The organism is Flavobacterium sp. UW10123, from assembly GCF_040538975.1.
Lineage (GTDB): Bacteria > Bacteroidota > Bacteroidia > Flavobacteriales > Flavobacteriaceae > Flavobacterium.
In genome coordinates, this window is the sequence record NZ_JBEWQE010000004.1 from 64,026 (window position 1) to 83,842 (window position 19,817).

A 19,817-nucleotide genomic window follows, 5' to 3' on the forward strand; every position below is an offset into this window, starting at 1 on the left:
CTGGCTTCTTATTTATTTTAATAGAATTACTCTACGATTTCAGTAACCTGACCAGCACCAACTGTTCTACCACCCTCACGGATAGCGAAACGTAAACCTACGTTCATAGCGATTGGGCTTAATAAAGCAACCTCAATAGTTAAGTTATCACCTGGCATTACCATCTCTACACCTGCTGGTAAAGTAATAACTCCTGTTACGTCAGTTGTACGTACGTAGAACTGTGGACGGTAGTTATTGTGGAATGGAGTGTGACGTCCACCTTCTTCTTTTTTCAAGATATAAACCTCAGCTTTGAATTTAGCGTGTGGTTTTACTGAACCTGGCTTAATAATAACCATACCTCTTTTGATATCAGCTTTATCAATACCTCTTAACAATAAACCTACGTTATCTCCAGCTTCACCTCTGTCAAGGATTTTACGGAACATCTCAACTCCAGTGATAGTAGAAGTTAATTTCTCAGCTCCCATACCAATGATTTCAACAGGATCTCCAGTGTTAGCAACTCCAGTTTCGATACGACCTGTAGCAACAGTTCCACGACCTGTAATTGTAAATACGTCCTCAACTGGCATCAAGAATGGTTTAGCAACGTCACGTACTGGCTCTTCGATCCAGTTGTCAACAGCTTCCATTAATTCGATAATTTTAGGTACCCAGTTTGGATCATTGTTTAATCCTCCTAAAGCAGAACCTTGAACTACAGGACCATTATCTCCATCATATTCGTAGAAAGATAATAAATCTCTAATTTCCATTTCAACAAGCTCTAATAACTCAGCATCATCAACCATATCCACTTTGTTCATGAAAACAACGATTCTTGGAATACCAACCTGACGTCCTAAAAGGATGTGCTCACGAGTTTGTGGCATTGGACCATCTGTAGCAGCAACCACTAAGATAGCTCCGTCCATTTGAGCAGCTCCAGTAACCATGTTCTTTACGTAATCCGCGTGACCTGGACAGTCAACGTGAGCGTAGTGACGGTTAGCTGTTTCATACTCTACGTGAGATGTATTAATAGTAATACCTCTTTCTTTCTCCTCTGGAGCGTTATCGATTTGATCAAACGATTTTGCTTGACAGTAACCAGCATCTGACAATACTTTTGTAATTGCAGCAGTTAATGTAGTTTTTCCGTGATCTACGTGTCCAATTGTACCTATGTTTAAGTGCGGTTTGGAACGATTAAAATTCTCCTTTGCCATTTTACTTAATTTTTAATCTTAGTTATATATTAATTTTCAATTTCCTACTTACTTGAGCCAATGTCGGGATTTGAACCCGAGACCTCTTCCTTACCAAGGAAGCACTCTACCCCTGAGCTACACCGGCAGAGAGTTCTGATTTTAGATTACCAAGAACCTAAACATCTTTTTTTTGTGGGGAGAGCAGGATTCGAACCTGCGAAGTTCACACAGCAGATTTACAGTCTGCCCTCGTTGGCCGCTTGAGTATCTCCCCTAATTCCTTAAAATTCAACACCTTAAAAGAACTTATTTCAAATCGCATTTGAAATATTATTGAGCCGATAGAGGGACTCGAACCCACGACCTGCTGATTACAAATCAGCTGCTCTAGCCAGCTGAGCTACATCGGCGAATACATTAAAAAAGTCCGCTATTTCTAACGGACTGCAAATGTAGCTATTTTATCTTTTAATCAAAACATTTTTTAAAAAAAATTTCAATTAAATGTGTGCTCTTATTTTTTCCTTCCTTTTTACTAGCAAACGTTCTAACGACTCTGCAGAAAGCTCAACAGCTTCCTCAAATGTTTTACACTGTTTTTTTACCAAAAAATCATCACCAGGAACATTAATCTTTATCTCCACCACCTTATTCTCCTTATCACTTGTTCTTTCCACTTTTAAAAAAACATCTGATGAAACCACTCGATCGTAGTATTTCTCTAGCTTACCCATTCTTTCTTGGATAAAATCGACCAATTTTCTGTCGACAGTAAAATTAACTGCATGAACATCTACCTTCATAATAAAAATTTTAGGGTTAACATTTAGAACCGCTATTTACTTCTCGGATGCGCACCTCCATATACCTTTTTAAGCTCCGCAAGACTATTATGAGTATAAACCTGAGTAGACGCCAAACTAGAATGCCCTAGCAATTCTTTAACTGAATTCAAATCTGCCCCATTGTTTAAAAGGTGAGTTGCAAAAGTATGACGAAGCACATGCGGACTTTTTTTTACCTTTTCTGAGACCCTACTAAAGTATGAATTTATTAAACGATAAACAAAAGATTCGCTCAATTTTAACCCTTTTTTCGAAACAAAAAAATAGTCAAAATCAACCAAACCTTCCAATTCCTCCCTTTCCTTTATATACAAGTTAATTTGATCTGCAATAATTGGCAAAATCGGAATAATTCGCTCCTTATTTCTTTTCCCTAAAACTTTAATCGTATTATTAGAGCAATCAACATTTTTAATCATCAAATGAATTAATTCAGCCCGACGCATTCCTGTAACATAAAACATCTCCACGATAAGCTTGTCCCGGATTTCTTCAAAACCAACAGGAGTTTCCATCACACCCAACAAATCTTTTAATTCTTTTTCCGAAAAAGGAACCTGAACCACTTTTGGAGTTTTCAAAGACTTATGCTTCAGCATTGGATTAACCTCTATTTGTTTTGACTTCAAAAGAAACTTGTAAAAAGCTTTCAACGAAGCCATTTTTCTATTAACCGAAACATTTGAAATATTCTGATCTACCAAAAAAACAATCCAGCTTCTAACTTGACTATAATTTACCAAATCAATACTATCCTGCTCGAAAGACTCTTTAACAAACAACTCAAAAGACATTATATCATTTAAATAAGCACCAACAGTATGGGCAGAATATTTTTTCTCCAACAAAAGATAATCCGAAAAAGCTTCTTTATTCGTTTTCATAAAATCTAAAAATTAAGCATAAAAAAACCGTTAGCATCAAAATTAAAACATTTTGACCACTAACGGTAATTATTTTCGAAAAGCTGATATTAACTTTCTAAACTATCTTTCAAGCCTTGAATGTAAGCCGCTTTTTGGATTTGAGCTCTTTTGATAACAGAAGGCTTAATAAAAGCAGTACGTGCTCTTAATTGACGAACAGTTCCTGTTTTATCAAATTTTCTTTTATAGCGCTTTAATGCTCTATCGATATTTTCTCCGTCTTTAATTGGTATAATTAACATAATATAGACACCTCCTCTCGTTAAGGCTGCAAATGTATATATTAATTATTAATTATAAGTTATAAATTATGAATTATTTTCTCCCTAGAGGTTAAAAAATAGAAATGCAACCGATTACTCAGACTTTAAATCCTACTATTTCAGCAAATTTCTTGAAATAACTAACTTTTGTATTTCAGTTGTTCCTTCTCCTATAGTACATAATTTAGAATCTCTGTAAAATTTTTCTACTGGAAAATCTTTTGTATAACCATAACCTCCGTGAATCTGAACTGCATCATTTGCAATTTTAACACATGCTTCTGATGCATACATTTTTGCCATAGCTCCAGCCGTTGTCACTTGTTTATGTTGCTGTTTTAAAAATGCAGCTTTGTGGAGTAATAATTCTGAAGCTTCAATCTCTGTTGCCATATCGGCCAATTTAAAAGAGATTCCTTGAAAATTGCTTATTGGCTGACCAAACTGATGTCTTTCTTTTGAATATTTCAATGCAGCTTCGTACGCTCCTTTTGCGATTCCCAAAGATAGAGCTCCGATAGAGATTCTTCCTCCATCAAGAATTTTCATAGCCTGAACAAAACCTTCACCTACTTCTCCTAATCTATTTGCATCAGGAACACGGCAGCTGTCAAAAACCAATTCAGCAGTTTCGCTTGCTCTCATTCCTAATTTATTTTCTTTCTTCCCAGACGAAAAACCTTTCATACCTTTTTCAAATACAAAGGCGGTCATTCCTTTAGAATCTCCTTTTTCTCCCGTACGAACTATTACAACAGCAATATCTCCAGATATGCCATGCGTAATAAAGTTTTTTGCACCATTTACAACCCAATGATCACCATCTTTAACCGCAGTTGTATTCATTCCTCCAGCATCAGAACCCGTATTATGTTCTGTAAGTCCCCATGCTCCTATATGCTCAGCTGTAGCCAGTTTTGGAAGCCATTTCTTCTTTTGCTCTTCGTTTCCAAAAGTTAAGATATGATTTGTGCATAAAGAGTTATGTGCCGCAACCGACAATCCTATTGACGGATCTACTTTAGAAATTTCTTCGATTATTGTAACATATTCATGATAACCTAAACCTGAACCGCCATATTCCTCTGGAACTAAAACCCCCATAAAGCCCATTTCGCCAAGTTTCTTAAATAACTTAATTGGAAAAATTTGCGCTTCATCCCATTCCATTATATAAGGTCTAATATTCTTTTCTGCAAAGTCTTTTATAGACTGCGCAATCATTAGTTGTGTTTCGTTGTAATCAAAGTTCATGAGTTAGTTTCTTTTTTAGAACTCCAAATATAAACTAATTATTTTTGCTTTTTCAACAGGAAAATCTTTAATTTTTGCTAAATCCTCAATATTATTAAAATTTCCATTCATACTTCGGTAAGTCACTATTTGTTTTGCTAGACCATATTTAAAGTATGAAAACTGAGCTAACTCCTTTAATGACGCCTCATTTACGTTTATTTTCTTCAAGGTTGAAGGAATCACAGCTTTAAAATGACTGTTTAATTCATTTATAACTTCTGGCGAAAGTCCCCAAATCTCTTTCATTTGTTCCATTGACACAAACGCCCCTACTATTTCTTTTTGCTTTAAGATTCTAGATGACAACCCTTCGCCTATTCCGTAGATTTTCATCAAATCTTCTTGCGTCGCCAGATTAATATCCAATATTTCAATCTTCTCTTTTTTTGGAAAACTCTTAATGTTGAAATCCTTTTTCTCAGCATTATAATTGTTTTTATTTTGTTTCCAATCTGGAAATTTAAACAGAGGGGAAATTTTATTTAATAAGGAATCTGAAATGCCAGTCACTTTCTGAAACTCTTCTGCTGAGTTTACATATTTATTCTCTTTTCTAAATACCATTAAACGATCAATTTCTTGCACCGACATTCCTAGTTTATATCCTTTATAATCAGAAATAAAATTAGGATTAAAAAGATAATTAGTCGGCTTCGCATTTTTATAGGTTAACTTCTCCTGATCAATCTCTGATTGTAGAGCAAGCCACTCTTCTTTTTCATGACTTTTGGCTTCTGAAATATTAAAATCAGATGAAAAATAAAACAACTGTAATCCTATCATTATAGCGAAGAGTACAAAAATGCCTATTCGTTGCTGTTTTGTAAAATGAAAATAACTATTTAAAAACTTAAAATTCATCGCAGAAAGTACTTTAAAAAAAAATAAATAAAGAAAAATCTTTCAAATTTATCAAGAAAATAAGTAAGAAAAGTAGTTTTTAAAAAATTATCGAATATCTTATAAAAGACCAATTAATTTAATGAATATCAATACTTAGAGAAAGTTTCTTACGACTACTGTAAAAAAATCAAAGATTTTATAACTTAAAAGATGATAATTGTTTTTATTTTTTGCAAAAAACAATACATTTGGCACTTAATAACAAATAAACCAATAAAATAATATGTCAATTTGGAGAGTTAAACCTATATCAGCCTTTGAGGCCGATATGAAAAAAAGTGATTTAAAGAGAGTCCTAGGAAAATGGAGTCTTACTGCCATTGGTGTTGGTGCCATTATCGGCGGTGGAATTTTTGTACTTACAGGTACTGGGGCTTATTATCATGCAGGTCCAGCATTAGCAATTTCGTTTATCATCGCAGGTATTGCGTGTGTTTTTGCGGCTCTTTGCTATTCTGAATTTGCTTCTATTTTACCTGTTGAAGGATCTGCTTATGCCTATGCTTATGGTACTATTGGAGAAGTTTTTGCTTGGATAATTGGATGGGGACTAATTCTCGAGTATGCAATGGGATCGATGACTGTAGCGGTTTCTTGGTCCGGATACTTTAATAAATTGCTTAAAATATTTCACATTCATCTTCCTGATTGGTTAACTACAGATCCTGCAAGCTATACAGGAGAAGGTTTTTCTATGAATCTTCCAGCTTTCTTGATCGTTATTTTGGTTATTTCATTACTTATTAAAGGAACAAAAAGCGCTGCAAAAGCAAATAATGCTATTGTTATACTTAAAGTATCTGCGGTAATCTTTGTAATTATTGCTGGTCTTTTCTTTATTAACACAGCAAACTGGAGCCCATTTATTCCTGAAGCAACTCAAATTGTTGAAAAAGAAACTACACACAATGCTTACGGAATTGGAGGTATTATCTCTGGAGCTGCAGCAATTTTCTTTGCTTACGTTGGTTTCGATGCCGTTTCTACACAAGCTGGAGAAGCTATTAATCCTAAAAAAGATGTTCCTTTTGCAATTATCGCTTCTTTATTAATTTGTACTACTTTATATATTCTTGTTTCTTTAGTATTAACAGGAATGATGAATTACCAAGACTTTAATCCACTAGGAAAATATCCTGAAGCTATCAAAGCTCCTGTTGCTTATGCATTTGATATTGCAGGACAAGGCTGGGCTGGCTCTATTATTACTGTTGCCGCAACTATTGGTTTGATTTCTGTATTAATGGTAATGATCATGGGACAATCTAGAATTTTCCTTGGAATGTCTAAAGATGGTTTAATTCCGCAAGTTTTCTCTAAAGTAAACCCAATTTCTGGAACGCCAAAAACGAACTTAATGATTCTTGGAGTTATTATTGCAACTGTTGCTGCTTTTACACCAATCAACAAATTGGCAGATATGACAAGTTTTGGGACTTTGTTTGCCTTTACAATGGTTTGTATTGCTGTTTGGATTTTAAGAGTAAAACAACCAGGATTAACCAGAACATTTAAAGTTCCTGCTTTACCAGTTATTGCGGTATTAGGAATTGCAATCAATTCTTATTTAATTTTTAATTTAAGTAAAGATGCACAGTTATTATCTTTTGGATGGCTTCTTCTTGGTATAATTGTATACTTTGGATATAGCAAAAAAAGATCTAGACTTAATAATACAGATGCGGATATTGAATAATTTTCAATTCTAGTCATAAAAAAAGCTCCAAATTTTCATTTGGAGCTTTTTTATTATTACAAATCGAATACTGATGTTCTTTTTGACCGAATTAAATCTTTCAACCTAATCCAGAATGCAAGCGTTAAATAAACTCCAAATCCTAAGCCAGCAGTAACAAAAGAAATGTAGATGAAAAACAATCTAACACTTGTTACACGCATACCTAATTTATCTGCTAGTCTTGAAGAAACATGAAATCCATATTTTTCAAAAAAAAATTTAAGTTTTAATATTGCTGACATTTCTATATTTTAGATTTAGGACTTTAGAATTTTAGATTCCTGACCGCTCAGGATTACAAAAGTACAAATTATCTAATTATTTTTAAGCAATTCTAATCCGATAGCACATTTTAAACATGCTTTACGTTCACAATATTCATTTTTGAGTTCTAATAATGCTTGACTTTCAAATGCATTTTTTGATTTTACTCCAAACGAATTAAATTTATCAATAATGGTATTTTTCTCGAAAGCAACTTCATTTATAAAATCGATTAAATCTTCATCAATTGATTCTCCTCTAATATTTGAATAAGCAAATTGAAGCGGAACTATAGTATTAATAATCAGTAAATCTATAAATGACTTCGAAAGCATTTTAGATTTTTTAGGACTTTCTTTATCAAACTGATAATGAATTTTCCAATACGAGCTTGTCGAAACATTCAGTAATTCATACACTTGTTTAACAGATTTTAAATCAATTATTTTTGAAAACAGGTTTTGATGTTTATGATATAAAGATGCTAATTGGGAAAGTCGAATTGTCGGGAAATTATCTGGTCGGAGTTTGAAAAACTGAACAGGATCTGCGTAGCTCTTTTCTATTTGGTATTTATGCAGCAAATAGAAATATCGAAACTTTAAATCTTTATAATAAACATCTTCTTTTTCTGCTTCTAATAAACCTGAAGAACCAAAAAGCAATGCTTCTAGATTTTCGACTTCAAAACTTTCTTTTCTGATTACTGAAAACGGAATTGCTTTTGAAATTTGCAGAAAAGAATTTCCATTAGAATTTAACCCAAAATTCTTCGCCATAAGGCAAAATAAGACCGCTTCCCAATCTTTATTGGTTTCTTCTAGCAATTGATAAATAAATTTAGATTTTCGCTCTAAGCGCTCAAAGAATAATCTTTCCTGCCAGTTTTTAAAAACAAATCTATCAATTTCTTTTAATTGCCTTTCGCAGAAAATCCAGGTTTTTGGAGAAACTAATTTGTTGTAATTTTCAATTATTTCTTTTGAAACATAATCTTTGAGAACCAAAACAGGGATTTCGGTATTATTTTCTCTAAAAATAGCAGTATCATTTTCCCATACTACATGAAGAATAACATTTTTATAAGCAGGATCTTTTTCATGATTATGCAAATACCAATCTGAAGATTTTAAATGAATTTCGACATTGCCAGCCCACTTTTGAGTTCCAATTTCAATATGTGCGTTAAAAAAATCAGGTCCTGACATCTCCAGATAATCACCTGTCTTAAGAATAGTTATCAATTCGCCTTGGGCAGATCGCAAATTCAACACATCAAATTTCTTGAATTTCCAGAGATAATGAATGAAGTCTTCTCTCATTTTAGATTTAAATAAAATAATTATAAAAATCTAAAATAACAAATTTAATATTATTCTTACAAATAAAATAATTTTAACGAAGGATATACAATTTTGCACAAGCTCTCGCATCAGATAATGCTTCATGATGATTTAACTGAATATTCATTTCACGACAGCAATCACTTAGTTTTGTAGGTTTAATGCCTTTTGCTTTATAAATTTTCACCGTACATTCCCATTTCGTTGCAATATTCAAATCATCGTAATTTAAACCATGAAGCAACATTGTTTTCATTAAAACATTGCGGTCAAAACTTTCATTGTGCGCCACGACAACTCTATTTTTTAGTCTCTTTTCAATCTCAGGATATATCTGAAAAAAAGATTTTGCATTGACAGTATCTTTCGGATAAATTCCGTGAACACGAATCGTAAACGGATTATATTCGTTATTTGGCGGTTTAATTAAAGAAACATATTCGTCAACAATAATTCCATTTTCGACTGTAACAATTCCCACCGAACACGGATGATAGCCTGTTGCCGTTTCAAAATCAATAGCAGTAAAATTCATATTCTATTTTTAAAAGACAAATCCATAAACCTTATTAAAAAACAATTAGGTTTATGGATTGTTATTATTTGAAAAGGCTTACTTTATTGAGCCAATAATATCATATTTAGTAATAATGTGATGATGTCCGTTTTCTAAATCTACCAATACAGCATCATTTTCTTTGCTGAAAAGTTTTGAAACTTCTTCAATTGGTGTTCCTAATTTTACAATTGGAAAAGGTTTTCCCATCACCTCTTTAATTGGTTTTTCAGCAACATTTTTATCAGCAACATAGCTTCTAAACAAATCTGTCTCGTCTACAGAACCAACAAAACCATTGATATCTACCACTGGAATCTGCGAAATTTTGTATTTACGCATACGCTCAATCGCATGTGAAACTAATTCTTCTGTACGCACCACAATTAATTCTTTATCAATATGATCTTTGATAACATCTTCTGCTTTTGTTACGTTTTCTTCTAAGAATCCACGCTCACGCATCCAATCATCGTTGAACATTTTACCTACATATCGGCTTCCAGAATCGTGAAATAATACCACAACAACATCATCCGGTTTAAAGTGCTCTTTTAGCTGTAATAGACCTTTTATACAAGCTCCTGCAGAATTCCCAACAAAAATACCTTCTTCAAGGGCAATCTTTCTGGTATAAACCGCAGCATCTTTATCAGTTACTTTTGTAAAACCATCAATTAGAGAGAAATCAACATTTTTAGGCAAAATATCTTCTCCAATACCTTCAGTTATATAAGAGTAAATCTCGTTTTCGTCGAAGATTCCTGTTTCATGGTATTTTTTAAAAACAGAACCATAAGTATCAATTCCCCAGATTTTAATATTTGGGTTTTTCTCTTTTAGGTATTTTCCAACTCCAGAAATAGTTCCCCCTGTTCCTACTCCAACAACAAAATGTGTAATTTTTCCTTCTGTCTGTTTCCAGATTTCAGGACCAGTCTGCTCGTAATGCGCCAGTGAATTTGACATATTATCGTACTGATTTACATACCATGAATTTGGTGTTTCTTCTGCCAAACGCTTTGAAACAGAATAATAAGAACGTGCGTCTGTAGGTTCGACATCTGTAGGACAAACAACAACTTTTGCACCAACAGCACGAAGAATATCCATTTTCTCTTTTGACTGTTTGTCTGAGATTACACAAATTAATTTGTATCCTTTTACGATTGCAACAAGTGCAAGTCCCATTCCTGTGTTTCCTGAAGTTCCTTCAATGATAGTTCCTCCAGGTTTAAGTCGGCCATCTGCCTCTGCATCTTCAATCATTTTTACCGCCATTCTGTCTTTTACAGAATTACCAGGATTAAAGGTTTCGACTTTTGCCAATACTAACGCATCAATTTCAGCAACAATTTTGTTGAGTTTTACCAATGGCGTATTACCAATTGTTTCTAAAATGTTATTTGAAAAGTCCATTTTTATTTAAGTTTAATTAAGTGGTTCTAAATAAAGAAAGCCAGCTTTATTGGAAGAAATTCCAAACCAGACCAAAACGCAGTACAAAATCACGATACGGATTACTTGGCGTTGAGTAATAATTGCTTTGTGTAAAAGCCGCATTAAAATGCTCTGCTTTTAAATAAAAACGCGTCTGGCGTATTCTGGCATTTACAAAGAAATCGAATGTTGCAAATCCACCGATTTTTTTATCTTGCTGTACAAAAAACTCTGCAATAACAGGGTTATAATCATCTCCATAGTATTTCGTAAGATAATTGAACACAATTCCTGTTTGAAGAAATAATGCTTTCTTAAAGAAATGATTGGAGTAATAAAATGTATTTCTCGTTACAAAATCAGGCACATTTAAAATCAAATCTGACTGATCAACTTTTTGGTATAAAAGTGTATTATCTAATGCAAAAGGGCCAAATTTAAACTCTCTACTTGCTTTAATTTCTAGATAATTAATGGTATTTCCATACTGCATTGGCTTCACAATCTGTTCACTTGCTTTTTTTTCAGCATCTGTAGCCATATCAGTAAAATACAAATGGTCTTTTAGCACTGTGTATTGAACTTGCCCAGTTAACCAAGGTGTTGAAATTTCTGCGCTTAACGAATTGATTTTTTCGTTTTTAAAATTATTCGACCAGTTATACGAAATCCAGCTACTTTGGTACAAATTATAATTATTGTTCGGCAATTTATTAATGTTGCGATATCTAAAATCAAATTTGATTTTTTCGTTCATATCATATCGCAATTTAGCATCGAAATCTGAAAGCGATTCATTGGTTATTGATCTTGAATACAAAAATCTACCATTCCATTTATTCTTCTGATATTCGTACTGAGCGCCGAAATTATTAAACTGCAAAAACAAATTATCAGGAACCGCATTTCCATCGGCATCTATAATAATTCGGTTATACTTGTAATTAGATCTATAGTCGTCTACAAAAAATATAAATTTACCTAAAAGCGAATTTTCGTAAGCCGCTCCTACTTTATTATATAGTCTTTCATATTTAGTCTGATCGTTAATATTACTTGCCGCATACGATTCGCCAAATCGTTGTATACGTGTAGTCGATCCATCATTAGCTGTTATAGTCGAAATTACAGTTGGCTGTTTATACTCGTAATCTTTGTACTCATAATTAAACTGATGCGTTATATACAAGTTATTGCTTCCATCACTTGGATTTACTCTAAAAGCATGATCAAAAAACAATCTTCTTCCTTTTAAAAAGGACTCGGCATCAGTCAAATAAACCTGCAATCTTTGTCGGTTTTTATAATCTTGATTATCACTTTCAAAATCTGCATCGTTTGTAATTCCTCCATTTTCTTCATTCAGTATATCCTGATTAGTAAAATGTGCATTTATTGCATAGCGCCTGTTGGTTGTAGCATAACTGGTTGTAATTCTCAAATTTCCAGCACTAACCAATTGGTTATTATAATCTCCTTCGGACCTCAGTCCTCTATAGGCAATAGAGAAATTAAGATTTTTAGAAGCATTTAGTGTGATGAAAGAATCTACATTTTGTCCTTTTTTTATAGTTGTATTAAAAAATAACTCTGTTAATGGCGTTGCAACAGAATAATATCTAATTTGATCTGCTTGCATATAAAGAGAATGTTTCCCACTAAAACCAATTTCGGGATAAGGAGAAAAACTCGTCAAGCTATATTGCAGCGTATTTATGGGCTGTCCAATATTAGATAACTCCTGAAGTCCGAAAAGATCTTTCCTAAGATGATTCTGCCTGTAAGCGCTTTTAATAGTCAACGATGTATCGGCATAAATTGTATCGTGTTCTAAAGTGACAATTTTATATTGGTCTATTGTAGCTATTTTTTGTTTTTTCTTTTTTACGGTATCTGTTATACTAGAATATTCCGTATTCATATCTAAATTATTTTTAGAAGCAGTTTTTTTTTCTTGCGAAAACAATAAAGTTGGAACAACTAATAGATATAGAAAAATGAATATTCTCATTTGATGGCTTTGTATAAATTTATTTTGACAAAATTTGCTAAGCAAAGGTAAATTATAAAAACAAATAAATAAAAAAACAGTTCATTTTATACAATTGCCTTGGCTGACAGTACGAAAACGAATATTTTTGCTGAAAATTTCATCTTATTTGTTATTAAAAACCTAAAAAATGCTCGAAAAAAAATTCTCAGGATTTATTTTAGAAACTGGAACTGATGAAGCCGGAAGAGGATGTCTGGCTGGGCCAGTTACTGCCGCTGCAATAATTTTACCCGAACATTTTGAAAATAAAATTCTGAATGACAGTAAGCAATTGTCTGAAAAAACTAGGGCGCTTTTAAGACCTATTATCGAAGAGCAAGCAGTTTGTTTTGCCGTTACACATTTGTTTCCAGATGAAATTGATGAAATAAACATTCTAAATGCTTCGATGAAAGGAATGCAGGAATGTATTTTGAAACTAAAGCATGTTCCTGAATATATTATTGTTGATGGAAATCGTTCTTTAAATGCTAAACTCGGACTTAAAAATACTTTTGGAAAACAGTTTTCTCAAGATGAGATTACACTTTTAAAATCGATTCCAAACCAAAGCATTATAAAAGGAGATGGAAAATATCTAAGCATCGCTGCTGCATCTGTTCTTGCAAAAACGTATCGTGACGAATATATGGATCAAATCCATGAAGAATTCCCGATGTACAACTGGAAACAAAACAAAGGATATCCAACCAAAGAGCATCGAGAAGCAATTAAAGAATTTGGAACTACAAAATACCACAGAATGAGTTTTAGACTTTTGCCAGAACAACTAGAACTCGATTTATTTTAATAAAAAAACGACCTATTTCTAGGTCGTTTTTTGTTTTTACTTTTTGCTTTTTAAAAATTCAGCAAATGTTTTTGTGTCATAATAAAAAGGTCTAACAGAAGTAATTTTTCCTTCCTTTAGATCGAAATGTTCTGAAATCGGAACTAACATCGTTTTACCTGATTTTTTAGACTTACAGTTTATTGTAAAATATATTATTACCTCGTTTTTAGAAGTATCACTAAAATATATGGGTTCTTTTTCTATCTGCAAATCAAAAAATTCTGTTGATTTTGTAAACATTTTTGTCCATTCGCTAAAACCTACATAAGTTCCTCCGTAAGGCAAACCAATAGCTTGATTGTAAACTGCGCCATCTGCCACTACAGTTGCCAAAGCATCAAAATCTCTTGTTTTAAAAAGGCTTTCGTAATATTTTGCCACTACTTTCAAATTATCAGACTCTAGATTTTTCAAAATATCTGCTTCAGACAAAGTCGCTCCTTTATCCCAGAAACCAATAATTTTACTGACCTGACCTTTACCATTTAAACGTGCAAAGTCACGTCCAGCCATTACAAGATTATTTTTAGAATCGAGAACCTTCCATTCCCAAGTCACATAATTGTCTTTTACTATTTTTGGCCCCGATGTTAATACGGCATCTGGATTTTTTTTGTAAAATTCATTGATAACGTTGTTAAATGCCGTAATTCCTTTTATTGAAGCCGAAGGATCTTCAAAAGTGCTGTCTTCCAACCAAATTGATTTAATCATCTTTAATCTGGCATCGCTGTTTTTTTCCTGCCACACCTTTTCATAAACTGCAACTGGATATAGTTTATCTTTCTTTTGGGCAAAAAGACCATTAAGCACAAAAAGGAAACAGAATAAGTAGATTTTTCTCATAAGCAATCAGAAATAAAATGAAATTTAAATTTAATAGTATAAAACCAAATTTAGCATAAAAAGCTAAGAGAATTACAAGAAGTCTAGAATTTACCATCCCATCAAAATCTTAACTTCTGATAAATGGTTTTTCGGTTTTTTGAATATAAATTTAAGAAAAAAACGCTTTCTATTTAAAAATAAGCTTTATTTCCTTGCTTAAGTGAACCTATGATGATCCTAAAAAAAATATTTACCACTTAAAATAAAAAACCCGTTTCAAATAAACACTTGAAACGGGTTTCTCTTTATTAGAAATTCTTTTTAAACAAATTCCGCTTCAAAGAGTTCGGTTAAATGTTTAATGATTTTAGATTTTACTTCTTCTTCATCTACTTTTTCCACGCCAAGTTCAACATTTAAGGAAGTAACTCCTTTTCCACGAATACCACATGGAATTATATTGTCAAAATATCCTAAATCAACATTAACGTTTAAGGCAAATCCGTGCATGGTAACCCAACGTGAAGCACGAACGCCCATTGCACAAATCTTGCGGGCAAACGGAGTTCCAGCGCCAAGCCAAACACCAGTTTCTCCCTCGCTTCTACCCGATTCTAAACCATATTCTCCCAAAGTCAGAATAATAGATTCTTCTAACAAACGAAGGTATTTATGAATATCAGTAAAGAAATTTTCTAAATCTAAAATCGGATAACCTACAATCTGTCCCGGTCCGTGATACGTAATGTCTCCGCCTCGGTTAATTTTGTAAAAAGTCGCTCCTTTGGCTTCGAGTTGTTTTTCGTTTAACAATAAGTTTTCAAGATCACCACTTTTTCCTAGTGTGTAAACATGTGGATGCTCAACAAAAAGTAAATAATTTGGCGTTGGTAGATCTAGTTCTTCTCTTCTGTTTTTGATTTTTAAATCGACTATATCTTTAAAGATTTCTTCCTGATATTCCCAAGTCGACTTATAATCTCTATTACCCAGATCTTGAAGTTGGATTTTTTTATTCATTTTAATTATTTTTCAAACTCAACATCAAAGTTCAGTTTGTCGGGATTCTCCATATAATCCGTAAAAGAGTATTGAATTGTAATTGATTTTCGATCGTCGCTAAACAATGCATTTGGATTAGAAACTTTCTTAATCTTTTTTGGGAAATGATAATTCACAATATAACTAGATGATGCGAACATCATTTTGGTCATATCAGCAGCCGTATCTTTTGTCTTTGTAGCCTGTAGTTTCTCCTGATCGATTACTGCTTTTCTTGTAAATTTCTTTCCATCATAAGTATAGCTTAATTTACTTTTGTTATCTCCAAAACCATTTCCAAGTGGAGATGCATTTGCTCCTCCCTCTAATTTCTGAAACGTGCTTAAAGTCTGCAAAACGTCCTGAAGTTCATTCACATTTTTAAAATCAGTTCCCAAAGTCATTAAAAACTGTTTTTTCTCTGAACTCATTTTGGTTTCAACAACAAAATTTTCCAGTTTCTTAAGTTCTTTCTGAGTTTCTGGTGACAGCTTAGCAATACTGTCTTTTTTTTCTTCAAATAGCTGTTTGAAAGTAAAAGTAGTATCTATATCTTTTTTAGCATCTCCCATTTGACCTGCAATCTGATCGCCAGCCATTTCCATTAAAGCAGAACCATCCATATCTACCGAAAATTTCCCGGTTCCGTTATCATTGATGTAAATGTTTTCAGTAAAAGTACAGCTGGTTAATGTGGCTATTAAAAAAGAAAAACTAAGTAGTTTATATAATCTCATCACAGTAATTTTTTATCAAAGATACGAAGACTATTTTTAAAAATACATTTTATTAGAAACCTCCTTTTATTGCTCAAATTCTACCTTGAAGCCAAAATCTACACTACTTTCCTGCATATTATCTAGTGGAATTTCTAAAGTAAAACTTTTTCTATCTGATGCTATTACAGCGTTCTTTACCGAAATAGTTTTTATCTTTTTAGGGAAGTGATATTCAGCAATATATTTACACTCCTTCATCATTTCTTCCATTTTTTTTGAAAAAGGATCATCGCTCTTTTCTTGCTTTGCTTCTTTTTTCTTTTTGACTTTCTTGTCGTCTTTAGCAGGCGTTACAGTCTTAATAAAAACCTTACCATCATAAAAAATGTCCATGGTTGATTTTTCTTCAGGTTTGGGTGCAGCACTTAAAAGTCCTAAATTCTTTTTGTCAGTAGCCGCCAATCCTTCTAAACTTTCTGCTGGAGTTGCAATAGTTTTATAGCCTGTTCCGCTAGGAAAATCAAATGCCATAGCATATTCGAATTGCTTTTTTTCGTCATTTATCTTTATGCTAACTTTAAAATTCTCTAAAATTTCAAGTTTCTCTTTTTCTTTCTCAAGTATCTCTAGTTTTTCTTTATCTCCATCTGGCAATTTAGAAATGCTGTCTTTTATTTTTGCTAGAACATCTTTGAAGGTAAAAGTAGTGTCTACGACTTTATTCACTTTAGTCGAATCTGATTTTTTCATTCCCATTTTGTACATTGGCGACATGTCAAAACCATAAGAAAAAGTTCCTGATCCATCTTCATTCATGACCATCTTTTCTTTAAGCGTACAGCTTGTAATACAAAAAACAATAAAAAAGCAAAGTAAAATTCTTTTCATAATTGAGGTTTAAGTTATTCAAGCGAAGATACTTTCTTTTAAGAATTATCCTAACGGCATTTTAAAACAACTTCAAATTTGCTATTTAAGACTTTACGTAACAACTAATAATCAATAACTTAGCATTACAACCTATTTTATATTTGCCAAAAAACAATTTATTCTAGCAGGCAGCGATGTCGACTAAAGATGATTGAAACCCAATAAATTGATGTCACAAAAAATCAAAAAAATGCATTCTAAAATCTGCATTCTTTTCTTTATCTTTGCACACTTAAAAAAAATAGCACAAAAATGGCATTATCAGAACAAGAAATCATCAGAAGAGAAAAACTTCAAAACTTACGCAATCTGGGAATCAATCCTTATCCAGCTAATCTTTTTCCTGTAGATCATACATCAAAGCAGATAAAGGAAACTTTTGAGGAAGGTAAGAAGGTTATCGTTGCAGGACGTTTGATGAGTGTTCGTGATCAAGGTAAAGCTTGTTTTGCTGAATTGCAAGACAGCGAAGGACGTATTCAATTGTACGTAAATCGCGATGTTTTGTGCGAAGGTGACGATAAAACTTTATACAACCAAGTATTCAAAAAATTAACCGATTTAGGTGATTTTATTGGTATTGAAGGTGAATTGTTTACTACACAAGTTGGTGCAAAATGTATTCGTGTTACTGGTTTTACTTTCTTGAGTAAAACGTTACGTCCGTTGCCATTGCCAAAGGTAGACGAAGACGGAAAAGTGCACGATGCTTTCAACGACGCTGAATTGCGTTACAGAATGCGTTATGTAGATTTAACAGTAAATCCGCAGGTTAAAGAAACTTTCCTTAAGAGAACAAAATTGTTCACTGCCATGAGAGAGTATTTTAATAATGCAGGATATCTTGAAGTAGATACTCCAGTTTTACAGTCAATCCCTGGTGGAGCTTCGGCAAGACCATTTATTACACACCACAACTCACTTGATATTCCGCTTTACATGCGTATTGCAAATGAGTTATACTTAAAAAGATTAATTGTTGGTGGATTTGAAGGTGTTTATGAGTTCTCTAGAAACTTCCGTAACGAAGGTATGGACAGAACGCATAATCCTGAATTTACTGCAATGGAAATATATGTAGCTTACAAAGACTACAACTGGATGATGGATTTTGCAGAAGGCTTATTAGAGCATTGTGCAATTGCTGTTAACGGAACAAGTGAAGTTACTTTTGGCGAGCACAAAATCAACTTTAAAGCGCCTTATGCACGTGTTACGATGACAGATTCTATCAAACATTTTACTGGTTTTGATATTTCTGGAAAAACAGAGCAGGAATTGTTTGAAGCTGCAAGAGGAATGGGAATTGAGGTTGACGAAACAATGGGTAAAGGAAAATTGATTGATGAGATTTTCGGAGCAAAATGTGAAGGAAATTATATTCAGCCAACTTTCATTACAGATTATCCAAAAGAAATGTCTCCGCTTTGTAAAGAGCACCGCGATAATCCAGACTTAACTGAGCGTTTTGAATTAATGGTTTGCGGAAAAGAAATCGCAAATGCATATTCTGAATTAAATGATCCAATTGACCAAAGAGAGCGTTTTGAAGATCAAATGCGTTTGGCTGCAAAAGGAGATGATGAAGCAAACGGAATTATCGATGAAGATTTCTTAAGAGCTCTTGAGTACGGTATGCCTCCAACTTCTGGAATGGGAATTGGAATGGATCGTTTGATTATGTATTTGACGAATAATGCTTCTATCCAAGAAGTGTTATTATTCCCTCAAATGCGTCCTGAGAAAAAACAAGCTCAGATCGAACTTTCTGACGAAGAAAAATTCATCATTGACTTGCTTACAAAAAATGAAAATAGAATGGATTTAACGCAGCTAAAAATTACAGCTAACTTAAGCGGTAAAAAATGGGATGCGTCTATGAAAAACTTATCTAAACACGGTTTGACTAAAGTTGTCGTTGATGGCGAGTTTAAATTTGTGGAATTAGTTAGTTAAATTCCAATTCTAAATTGGAATATATAATATATTTCAAACCCGACAGGTTTTAGAAACTTGTCGGGTTTTCTATTTAAAAGAATCTGATCAAAACGAATACTTCTCCAATTTCTCTCCTTGAATATCCAAAACCTTTGTACTTTCTTTTGGAACATCACCTTTTATAACTCCTTGAACAGATGGATTGGACGGATATTTTCCACCTTTCATTTTTAAGAGATGAAATTTTCCTCCGCTTTCAAATATGAGATCGTAAAATTTTTCAGTTACTGAAGTGGTTACATAGATTGGAAAATCGGTTATGGTGAAACGATTTATTACACTTCCGTCATTTTTCAAAATATATCCCGAACAGCCTCCGCTTCCGCAGAAATAAGAACTAGAGAAACCAACAAAATATTCGTTTTTCTTGTCATTATTTAAATCGAAAGCATCGTAATAAAAATAACGGTCATCTTTTGTCATGGCAGGAATATCTTGCTTTAATAAAAGGAGCAATTGCTTGCGAATTAATTCGACTGCTTTATCTTCTTTTGAAGCAACTTCACTCAAATCTGCTGTTCCTCCAAGTGTTTTAGACAATGTGTCTTGAACAATTGTTTTCACAATATTTTTCGAATTGTCTTTATTCTGACAAGAACTTAATATCAGAATTCCAATTAGAATCAAAATCTTATTTTTCATAATC

The 19,817-nt window shown here is 33.0% G+C and carries 19 protein-coding genes and 3 tRNA genes; 3 read left to right on the forward strand and 19 right to left on the reverse strand.

Annotation, left to right across the window (positions count from 1 at the left end):
* Nucleotides 1-26: 26 nt before the first annotated feature.
* The 9 genes from tuf to ABXT06_RS06035 all read right to left on the reverse strand — a co-directional run bounded on the left by tuf (nucleotide 27) and on the right by ABXT06_RS06035 (nucleotide 5,387).
* Entirely contained in the window at nucleotides 27-1,214 is a 1,188-nt protein-coding gene (gene tuf, locus ABXT06_RS05995; RefSeq protein WP_109192121.1) for an elongation factor Tu, read from the reverse strand.
* Nucleotides 1,215-1,269: 55 nt separating this feature from the next.
* Nucleotides 1,270-1,341 (reverse strand) — tRNA-Thr (locus ABXT06_RS06000).
* 48 nt (nucleotides 1,342-1,389) lie between these two features.
* Nucleotides 1,390-1,470: transfer RNA gene (locus ABXT06_RS06005), tRNA-Tyr, on the reverse strand.
* 62 nt (nucleotides 1,471-1,532) lie between these two features.
* Nucleotides 1,533-1,606, reverse strand: a tRNA-Thr gene (locus tag ABXT06_RS06010).
* 90 nt (nucleotides 1,607-1,696) lie between these two features.
* Nucleotides 1,697-1,999 carry a ribosome hibernation-promoting factor, HPF/YfiA family gene (hpf, locus tag ABXT06_RS06015; protein WP_008466930.1) on the reverse strand — a complete coding sequence of 101 codons (303 nt, stop codon included), beginning with the start codon at nucleotides 1,997-1,999 and terminating at the stop codon, nucleotides 1,697-1,699.
* A 32-nt stretch (nucleotides 2,000-2,031) separates the two neighbouring features.
* On the reverse strand, nucleotides 2,032-2,925 hold the full coding sequence (locus tag ABXT06_RS06020) for a tyrosine-type recombinase/integrase (protein ID WP_354589928.1): 894 nt from the start codon (nucleotides 2,923-2,925) through the stop codon (nucleotides 2,032-2,034).
* 89 nt (nucleotides 2,926-3,014) lie between these two features.
* Nucleotides 3,015-3,209, reverse strand: a complete 195-nt coding sequence (gene rpsU, locus ABXT06_RS06025; RefSeq protein ID WP_026730435.1) for a 30S ribosomal protein S21 — start codon at nucleotides 3,207-3,209, stop codon at nucleotides 3,015-3,017.
* A gap of 135 nt (nucleotides 3,210-3,344) precedes the next feature.
* Nucleotides 3,345-4,484 (reverse strand): acyl-CoA dehydrogenase family protein, encoded by a 1,140-nt coding sequence (locus tag ABXT06_RS06030; RefSeq protein WP_354589929.1) that lies wholly within the window; start codon nucleotides 4,482-4,484, stop codon nucleotides 3,345-3,347.
* Nucleotides 4,485-4,499: 15 nt separating this feature from the next.
* Complete coding sequence (locus ABXT06_RS06035; protein ID WP_354589930.1) at nucleotides 4,500-5,387, reverse strand: ComEA family DNA-binding protein; 888 nt, start codon at nucleotides 5,385-5,387, stop codon at nucleotides 4,500-4,502.
* A gap of 265 nt (nucleotides 5,388-5,652) precedes the next feature.
* Here ABXT06_RS06035 and ABXT06_RS06040 point away from each other — a divergent pair, with 265 nt between their 5' ends.
* Nucleotides 5,653-7,125, forward strand: a complete 1,473-nt coding sequence (locus tag ABXT06_RS06040) for an APC family permease (protein WP_354589931.1) — start codon at nucleotides 5,653-5,655, stop codon at nucleotides 7,123-7,125.
* 56 nt (nucleotides 7,126-7,181) lie between these two features.
* Here the strand turns inward: ABXT06_RS06040 and ABXT06_RS06045 are convergent, their stop codons facing one another.
* The 5 genes from ABXT06_RS06045 to ABXT06_RS06065 form a co-directional block, all read right to left on the reverse strand.
* Nucleotides 7,182-7,409 (reverse strand): PspC family transcriptional regulator, encoded by a 228-nt coding sequence (locus tag ABXT06_RS06045; protein WP_008466940.1) that lies wholly within the window; start codon nucleotides 7,407-7,409, stop codon nucleotides 7,182-7,184.
* A 72-nt stretch (nucleotides 7,410-7,481) separates the two neighbouring features.
* The gene (locus ABXT06_RS06050; protein ID WP_354589932.1) at nucleotides 7,482-8,753 is read right to left on the reverse strand and encodes a DUF2851 family protein; all 1,272 of its coding nucleotides are present in this window, start codon (nucleotides 8,751-8,753) and stop codon (nucleotides 7,482-7,484) included.
* Between the two features lie 73 nt (nucleotides 8,754-8,826).
* Complete coding sequence (locus ABXT06_RS06055) at nucleotides 8,827-9,309, reverse strand: 3'-5' exonuclease (RefSeq protein WP_354589933.1); 483 nt, start codon at nucleotides 9,307-9,309, stop codon at nucleotides 8,827-8,829.
* 78 nt (nucleotides 9,310-9,387) lie between these two features.
* Nucleotides 9,388-10,749, reverse strand: a complete 1,362-nt coding sequence (locus ABXT06_RS06060; RefSeq protein ID WP_354589934.1) for a pyridoxal-phosphate dependent enzyme — start codon at nucleotides 10,747-10,749, stop codon at nucleotides 9,388-9,390.
* 46 nt (nucleotides 10,750-10,795) lie between these two features.
* Entirely contained in the window at nucleotides 10,796-12,781 is a 1,986-nt protein-coding gene (locus tag ABXT06_RS06065; RefSeq protein WP_354589935.1) for a putative porin, read from the reverse strand.
* Between the two features lie 169 nt (nucleotides 12,782-12,950).
* On the opposite strand from ABXT06_RS06065, the gene rnhB reads away from it, so the two are divergent.
* On the forward strand, nucleotides 12,951-13,613 hold the full coding sequence (gene rnhB / locus ABXT06_RS06070) for a ribonuclease HII (protein WP_354589936.1): 663 nt from the start codon (nucleotides 12,951-12,953) through the stop codon (nucleotides 13,611-13,613).
* A 36-nt stretch (nucleotides 13,614-13,649) separates the two neighbouring features.
* Here the strand turns inward: rnhB and ABXT06_RS06075 are convergent, their stop codons facing one another.
* The 4 genes from ABXT06_RS06075 to ABXT06_RS06090 form a co-directional block, all read right to left on the reverse strand.
* Nucleotides 13,650-14,501 carry a nuclear transport factor 2 family protein gene (locus ABXT06_RS06075; RefSeq protein ID WP_354589937.1) on the reverse strand — a complete coding sequence of 284 codons (852 nt, stop codon included), beginning with the start codon at nucleotides 14,499-14,501 and terminating at the stop codon, nucleotides 13,650-13,652.
* Between the two features lie 303 nt (nucleotides 14,502-14,804).
* Nucleotides 14,805-15,503, reverse strand: a complete 699-nt coding sequence (lipB, locus tag ABXT06_RS06080; RefSeq protein ID WP_354589938.1) for a lipoyl(octanoyl) transferase LipB — start codon at nucleotides 15,501-15,503, stop codon at nucleotides 14,805-14,807.
* A gap of 5 nt (nucleotides 15,504-15,508) precedes the next feature.
* Entirely contained in the window at nucleotides 15,509-16,261 is a 753-nt protein-coding gene (locus tag ABXT06_RS06085; RefSeq protein ID WP_354589939.1) for a hypothetical protein, read from the reverse strand.
* 66 nt (nucleotides 16,262-16,327) lie between these two features.
* A complete protein-coding gene (locus ABXT06_RS06090; protein ID WP_354589940.1) occupies nucleotides 16,328-17,131 on the reverse strand; it encodes a hypothetical protein in 804 nt (267 codons plus the stop codon).
* Nucleotides 17,132-17,425: 294 nt separating this feature from the next.
* On the opposite strand from ABXT06_RS06090, the gene lysS reads away from it, so the two are divergent.
* On the forward strand, nucleotides 17,426-19,129 hold the full coding sequence (gene lysS, locus ABXT06_RS06095; RefSeq protein ID WP_354589941.1) for a lysine--tRNA ligase: 1,704 nt from the start codon (nucleotides 17,426-17,428) through the stop codon (nucleotides 19,127-19,129).
* Between the two features lie 87 nt (nucleotides 19,130-19,216).
* On the opposite strand, the gene ABXT06_RS06100 is transcribed toward lysS, so the two are convergent.
* Nucleotides 19,217-19,813, reverse strand: a complete 597-nt coding sequence (locus ABXT06_RS06100) for a hypothetical protein (RefSeq protein ID WP_354589942.1) — start codon at nucleotides 19,811-19,813, stop codon at nucleotides 19,217-19,219.
* Nucleotides 19,814-19,817: the final 4 nt, after the last annotated feature.